7 protein-coding genes are annotated in these 6,445 nt (G+C 55.5%); 1 reads left to right on the top strand and 6 read right to left on the bottom strand.

From position 1 onward, the window contains the following. Positions 1-433 precede the first annotated feature (433 nt). A complete protein-coding gene (holA, locus tag Q371_RS19920) occupies positions 434-1,339 on the top strand; it encodes a DNA polymerase III subunit delta (RefSeq protein WP_034343835.1) in 906 nt (301 codons plus the stop codon). Here holA and Q371_RS19915 read toward each other — a convergent pair. The 6 genes from Q371_RS19915 to Q371_RS19890 all read right to left on the bottom strand — a co-directional run bounded on the left by Q371_RS19915 (position 1,326) and on the right by Q371_RS19890 (position 6,395). Then, positions 1,326-1,886 carry a type 1 glutamine amidotransferase family protein gene (locus Q371_RS19915; protein ID WP_034343832.1) on the bottom strand — a complete coding sequence of 187 codons (561 nt, stop codon included), beginning with the start codon at positions 1,884-1,886 and terminating at the stop codon, positions 1,326-1,328. The genes holA and Q371_RS19915 overlap by 14 nt on opposite strands. Before the next feature lie 2 nt (positions 1,887-1,888). Beyond that, on the bottom strand, positions 1,889-2,095 hold the full coding sequence (locus Q371_RS19910) for a hypothetical protein (protein WP_034343830.1): 207 nt from the start codon (positions 2,093-2,095) through the stop codon (positions 1,889-1,891). A gap of 77 nt (positions 2,096-2,172) precedes the next feature. After that, positions 2,173-3,801 carry a CTP synthase gene (locus tag Q371_RS19905; protein ID WP_034343827.1) on the bottom strand — a complete coding sequence of 543 codons (1,629 nt, stop codon included), beginning with the start codon at positions 3,799-3,801 and terminating at the stop codon, positions 2,173-2,175. Between the two features lie 412 nt (positions 3,802-4,213). After that, on the bottom strand, positions 4,214-4,642 hold the full coding sequence (locus Q371_RS19900; RefSeq protein WP_157442837.1) for a hypothetical protein: 429 nt from the start codon (positions 4,640-4,642) through the stop codon (positions 4,214-4,216). A gap of 113 nt (positions 4,643-4,755) precedes the next feature. Continuing rightward, positions 4,756-5,466: a 5-oxoprolinase subunit PxpA gene (locus tag Q371_RS19895; protein ID WP_034343822.1), complete on the bottom strand. Its 711-nt coding sequence runs from the start codon at positions 5,464-5,466 to the stop codon at positions 4,756-4,758. Then, positions 5,457-6,395, bottom strand: coding sequence for a 5-oxoprolinase subunit C family protein (locus Q371_RS19890; RefSeq protein ID WP_051964879.1), 939 nt, complete (start codon positions 6,393-6,395; stop codon positions 5,457-5,459). The genes Q371_RS19895 and Q371_RS19890 overlap by 10 nt, the downstream gene beginning before the upstream one ends. Positions 6,396-6,445 lie beyond the last annotated feature (50 nt).

Here is a 6,445-nt window from a genome sequence, read left to right as displayed (position 1 = left end):
ACAGACAGGTTGTTTTCCAGGGCTTCCAGAGCCTTCTGCATGTGTTCGCGGGTGTAATCGTAGATCTGTTTCACACGTCCTCCTGGGGAAAGGGGTGGGCTCGGGGCCCATCAGACGCACACGCGTCAGTCCGTGAACCATCTTACTACCAAGTGGGGATTTGAGCCATTAGCCGAGGGCCGAGGGCCGAGAGCCGAGAGCCGAGAGCCGAGAGCCGAGAGCCGAGAGCCGAGAGCCGAGAGCCGAGAGCATCGTGCTGTGCGTCCAGAAAATCGTCAAGGGGACTTGTAGGGGCGTAGCAGACAAGGAGACCAAGCCAAGGCCTTCTTTTTTACACAAGAAGCGTATCGTGATGCACCCTGCAAGCTTTTGCAAAAGCATTCTTTTGCCCTCGGCCCTTGGCCCTCGGCAGATCAAGTAAACTCTTAACACCATGTTGCTTGCTTTCTCTGGCCACCGTTTCCTGATCGAAGATGCCCTGAGGCGTGAAGTCGAAAAACACGGCCTGAACCACCGCGACATCACCCGCCTGTCTCCAGAGGAGATCACTCTGGACGCGGTTCTGCCGCACCTGCAAAGCAGTCTGTTCGGCCCGAGTGGGGTGATTCTGGACTTCGAGGGCATCAAGAACCCCAAAGAGGTCATCGAGGTGTGTGGGAAATCCGATGCAGTGGTGGTGATCATTGATCCTGCTGCGCCTGCCACCCGCATCAAGTCCTACGAGAAGCTCGGGCAGCACTTTCCCCTCCCCTCCCCAGCCAAAACCGGAGACATTGCAGGATGGACCATGGCAAGGGCCAAACTGCACAAGTTGCCTCTGGAAAAAGATGCAGCATTCTGGCTTGCAGAGGTGTTCCAGACGGATCTCGCCAGCATCGAAAGCGAACTGTACAAACTCACTTTGATTGCCGAGGGCAAAGTGGGTCTGGATCTGGTGCGGCGCACCGTCAACTTGAACCCTCCCGGCGATTCTTTTCAGATGCTCGGGGCGGCCACCGCTGGAAACACCCGAGCAGCCCTTTCACAGTTGGACCGCCTCATGGCTTCTGGCGAGGACCCGTTCAAACTGCTCGGGGCGGTGGTGTGGCAGTACAGTCTGGTCGCCAAATGTGTGGCTCTGCGCAAGGAACAGCCCGGCATTCAGGAGAATGAAGCTGCACAAAAACTCGGGGCCAAACCTTTTCCCACCAAAAAAGCCTTGGAAGTGGCCCGCAAACTCAATGAGACCAAAATCCGACTGCATCTGGAGCGCATCATGGAGGCCGATTTCGCCATGAAGCGAGGGGTGGACCCGAGCAGCACCCTGGAACGCCTGATGGTGCAACTCAGCCTGAACTGAGTCCTGCCCCAAACTTGGAACGCACCAGACCATAAATGCCTGCATCGAAGTGGTCTTCGATGACCGAGTACGCCAGTTCGAGCACCTGTCCCTGACTTTCTGCGAAGTAGTTCCCGGCAAATTTGGCAAAGGATGCGGTTTGCACGTCCAGAGGCTCGTATTTCCAGACCAGCGATTCGAGTTCCAGCGAGGTGGAGACCTCTTTGTTTTTGATCTGGCCGGATTCACCGAGGAACACAATTCCAGAGCCCACTGCTGCGTAGTGGGTGGGGTGGTTTTGCAAATACTGTTTGGTGAGGGGGTCTCTGGCGTGTTTCTGGGTCTGGGTCCCTGAGGGAACCATCAACACCGTGAACTCTGGGGCAGAGGGGAAAGCGTAGTGGGGGGTCAGGACCAATCCTCCACTGGTCTGGATGGATCCTCTGGTGCGGGCAAGGGTGCACACTTCGATGTCGGTGCGGGTTTGTTTGGCGTAACTCAGGACACTGGTGAACACCCCGAGTTCGTATTCGCTGACCCCGGGGTAAATCAGCATGCCAAAACGCATGCTCACTCCCGGTACTTCAGCACGTAACTCTTGCGGGTCACGGGGGGGCTCAGCTCACACCGTTGTTGTTGCTCCAGTGTGTCCAGCACATGTTGTTGCTGATCGGGTGCCAGCCGTTCATGGACACGCAGGTAGCGCAGGGCGGTTTCGGGCGAATCAAAGAGCCTTGGATGTGAATCGGTTACGTCATAAAGTTCCAGCCATCGCATGGGAAAATTTTATCAAAATTTTGATGTGAAATGAAAAAAGCCAGTGGAGGGTGGTCCACTGGCTCAAAACTTCAGATTCAAGCCTGAGACTGGCGTTTCAGGGCTGCGGCCACAAAGGCTTTGAACGGAGGGCTGGGACGCATGGGACGGGATTTGAACTCGGGGTGGGATTGCAGGGCCACAAAGAAGGGGTGGTCTTTCAGTTCGATGGCTTCCACCAGACCAGCACCTCTGCCTTGCATGCCGGGGGTCACGCCCGAGATCACCAGACCGGCATCCTTGAGTTGCTGCACGTAAGCCGGGTTCACCTCGTAACGGTGGCGGTGGCGCTCCATCACGGTTCCGCCATTGGGAACCCCGTAAATTTCGCCCAGTTTGGTGCCGGCTTCCACTTTCATGGGCCAGTCTCCAAGGCGCATGGTGCCTCCCATGCCTTCCACTTCCAGTTGCTCGGGCATCAGACCGATCACCTGATGCTGGGTGTACTGGTCAAACTCGCTGGAGTTGGCCTGTTCCAGTTTGCAGATGCTGCGGGCATACTCGATCACTGCGATTTGCATGCCAAGGCAAATCCCGAGGTAAGGGATTTTCTGCTCTCTGGCGTAGCGCGCAGTGCGGATTTTCCCTTCGATGCCCCGGATGCCGAACCCACCGGGCACCAGAATGGCATCGGTGCCTTTGAAGTGCTCAGCAATGTCCTCGTCGGTGACGTCTTCGGTGTTGACCCATTTGACGTTCAGGCGGGCATTGTTGCCAATGGCTGCGTGCTCCAGAGACTCCAAGAGGCTCTTGTAGGCATCGGGCATGGCGGTGTATTTCCCGGCAATGGCGATGGTGACTTCGTTCTCGGGGCGTTTCATCACCTGCACGGCGTTTTGCCAGACGCTCAGGTTGGGGGTGACTTTCTCCATTTCGAGTTGCTTTTCCACAACACGCCCGAGTCCCTGTTCTTCAAAGGCAATCGGCAGTTCGTAGATGTTGGCGACATCGTAACTGGTGAACACCCGTCCGGGCATCACCGAGGTGAACAGGGCAATCTTCTTGGCGATGTCCTGAGGCAACTCCACCTTGGAACGCACAATGATGGCGTCCGGTGAAATCCCGACGCTGCGCAGGGTGGCCACGCTGTGCTGGGTGGGTTTGGTTTTGAATTCGTGACTGGTTTCCAGATAAGGCACCAGGGTCACATGCACGAACATGGTGTTTTCGATGCCCTCGTCGAAACGCATCTGGCGGATGGCTTCCAGAAAGGGGGTGCTCTCGATGTCACCGACGGTTCCACCGACCTCCACAATCACGATTTCGGCACCGGCACGCTCTCCGGCAGCACGGATGCGGTGTTTGATCTCGTCGGTGATGTGGGGGATCACCTGCACGGTCTGGGAGAGGTACTCTCCGGCACGCTCTTTGCGAATCACGGTCTGGTACACCTGTCCGGTGGTGATGTTGGACCCCTCGGGGATGTCCATGTCCAGAAAGCGCTCGTAGTTGCCGATGTCCAGATCGGTTTCGCTGCCCCCAGAGGTCACGAACACTTCGCCGTGCTCGTAGGGACGCATGGTTCCTGCATCAATGTTGATGTAGGGATCGATTTTCACAGCAGTGACTTTGTAGCCTCTGGAGCGCAAAAGGGCCCCGAGTGAACTGGTGACCACGCCTTTACCAAGGCTGGACACCACGCCGCCTGTCACGAAGATGTATTTCATGTTGCTCCTCTCGAAAACAAAAAAAGAACGCTTCAGACCCTTCTTGCTGGTCCGATGACGTGTGGCCGGGTTGGGGTGTTTGCTTGAGGAAAAACAGCAAAAAAAATGCCGAAGCGCTCAAGCCTTCGGGTCTTTATTGTAGCACGAAAGGCACAACGCAAGCAAAGAAGGATACACAGGAGGGGCAGGGAGCGAACAAAGTCTGGCCTCTGGCGTGTCATTGGAGAAAGCCGTCACCCGTCAGGGAAAAGAACACCCTGAAACTCTGACTTGTACAGATCACTCCAGATCTCTAAACAAGAGGAGTTGAGCTTTGGGATCGAGGATCCAAAAATTTACAATAGACAGTTCACAGCAAGTAACTGTCCCTTAGCGTGTGCTGGTTTCTGTGGGTATTGGTGATCCAAAAACATCAAGATTCTGATGTGATTGGTGCAATCGCAAAGGATGCTGATTTATCGGAAAGGTCCTTGGGAATACTGATCCCCAACGCAGGAAAAACCACCTGCTGATATTCAATAAAGCTGTTTGGATCCCGTGCTGCCAAGATATTTTGAATGTTTTCGATGTAACCTGTGTCATTTAACAGAATCTGGCCTTCAAAATCCACGGATACACCACATTCAGCGGTGGTTTCAATCAGCGTTAAGCCTCGGCCTGGTTCGAAACTCAGCTTGAGGAAAGGATCCCAATAAAAATCAGAGGTTTCATCAGAAAAACGGCTTTCAAGAGAACGCTTTGGAACAAGGCCAAGTGAATTTGCGGCCTCCTGAGAGGTCATCCCAAATCGCAGGGGTCCTGCACCAACACCCACTTGAATGGTCAAATGAAGCTTATTCACACAACAACAATACAAGATACCTTAGAAATCAACCATCAGCACTTATGAAACTGCATCAATGGATTTCTTCGAACAAGCGCATTCCTGATTTTTTGCTGACTGCTGAAAGCTGATCACTGACCGCTTCTCAACACTTCACGGACTGCCAGAGCAAATTCCACGGCGTGTTCTCCATCTCCATGCAAACAGAGGGTGTCTGCTTGCAGCGCAATCTTCTGACCCCCAAGTGCCGTCACATGACCACTGGCAATTTCTCTGGCCTGATTCAGGGCAGCTTCTGTGGAGTGGTGCAGGGCGTCAGGGTGGCTTCTGGGCGTCAGGGAACCGTCGGGTTGATAGGTGCGGTCCATAAAGGCTTCTTGCCAGACCTTCATGCCCACTTCGCGGGCAGCCTGAATGTGGGCACTGCCTGCGAGGCCGTAAAAAACCACATCCTGATGCTGCTCCAGAATGCCGTGCACGGCTGCTCGGGCCAGATTCAGGTCCCGAGCGGTCTGGTTGTAAAGGGCACCATGCAATTTAACGTGGTGCAAGGGAATCTCGATGGGGTTCAGGATGCCCAGCATGCCTGCCACCTGAAACGTCACCAGTTCATAAACCTCTTGTGGGGTCACCTGTTGTTCCAGACGGCCAAAGTTGGCACGGTCCAGAAAACCGGGGTGTGCCCCCACATGCACCCCATGGTCCAAGCACAGCAGGGCCGTTTCACGGATGAGAGAGGGACTTCCTGCATGGAATGCACAGGCGATGTTGGCACTGTCAATGGTTTCAATCAGTTGATGGTCAAAAGGAGCACCTTCTGCAAGGTCACAGTTCAGGTCCATGATGGTTCAATATACCTGCTCAGGAGCTTCTGAAGCCTGAGGTTGTTTTGGTGTTGCTCACGCAGGGCTCTGGTGGCCTCCTGAATGGACACCTCCTGAAACTGGATGTGCTGCCCTGGCAACACCTGCCCGAGTTTCCAGAGGTCCGCCTGAATCACCTGCAAGATGCGCGGATAACCTCCGGTGGTCTGGGCATCGGAAAGCAGCACAATGGGCTGTCCACCTGAGGGCAACTGCACGGTTCCGGGCAGCACAGCCACACTGTACATTTCTGCAGTGCGTTGCAACCGGATGGGTGGGCCTTCCAGACGGAGTCCCATGCGGTCTGATTGGGCCGTCACCTGAAACACTTCATGCACTGCTGGATGGTCTTCCCACTCTGGACCCCGAATGACCTGCACTTTGAGCAAGGCTGGAAGAGGCTCTGCAGAAAGAAAGAAACGGCCTTTCATGATGGGATTCGGACCCAGAGCTTTGATCACCATCCCGGCCTGAATCCGGGGAGGCCCCACCCCACTTCGAAGGTGGGTGCTGCGGCTTCCCAGCACTTCGGGGACATCCAGACCTCCCGGCAAAGCGAGGTAAGCTCTGGCCCCCGAGGGGGTGGGTTTGAATTCGAGGCAATCGCCGGTTTTCAAGTGAAGTGCCCTCTGGCCTTGCACCCTCTGGCCGTTCAGAACGGCATGCAAACCAGAGCCTGCCAGCCCCACCCATCCTTCAGAAGCGGCTTCCAGTTGCAGACCGCCCAAGGTGATTTCCAGTGTGGCAGCTTGCGGGACATTCCCCAACAAAAAGTTGGCAAGGCGATGTCCCTGAAGGTCAAGGGCACCGCTCTGGGAGACCCCATGCTGGCGGAATCCCTGCCTGCCCAGATCTTGCACGAGGGTCAAGAGGCCCGGCTTGAGGATGTTGAGGTGCATTCTGTTCATCGCCTTTGGTCCCTGCCCAGTGTACCGAAAAGCTCCGAAAGCATCACCTG

It is taken from the genome of Deinococcus misasensis DSM 22328, from assembly GCF_000745915.1.
In the GTDB taxonomy this organism is placed as follows: Bacteria; Deinococcota; Deinococci; order Deinococcales; family Deinococcaceae; genus Deinococcus_C; species Deinococcus_C misasensis.
Note: the sequence above shows the minus strand (reverse complement) of the source record. Positions and strands in the feature narration are given on the sequence as shown.

Bases quoted from the DNA above. Each gene is read 5' to 3' on its own strand.
- holA (WP_034343835.1), top strand. From the start codon at position 434: ATGTTGCTTGCTTTCTCTGGCCACCGTTTCCTGATCGAAGATGCCCTG.
- Q371_RS19915 (WP_034343832.1), bottom strand. From the start codon at position 1,886: ATGCGTTTTGGCATGCTGATTTACCCCGGGGTCAGCGAATACGAACTC.
- Q371_RS19910 (WP_034343830.1), bottom strand. From the start codon at position 2,095: ATGCGATGGCTGGAACTTTATGACGTAACCGATTCACATCCAAGGCTC.
- Q371_RS19905 (WP_034343827.1), bottom strand. From the start codon at position 3,801: ATGAAATACATCTTCGTGACAGGCGGCGTGGTGTCCAGCCTTGGTAAA.
- Q371_RS19895 (WP_034343822.1), bottom strand. From the start codon at position 5,466: ATGGACCTGAACTGTGACCTTGCAGAAGGTGCTCCTTTTGACCATCAA.
- Q371_RS19890 (WP_051964879.1), bottom strand. From the start codon at position 6,395: ATGAACAGAATGCACCTCAACATCCTCAAGCCGGGCCTCTTGACCCTC.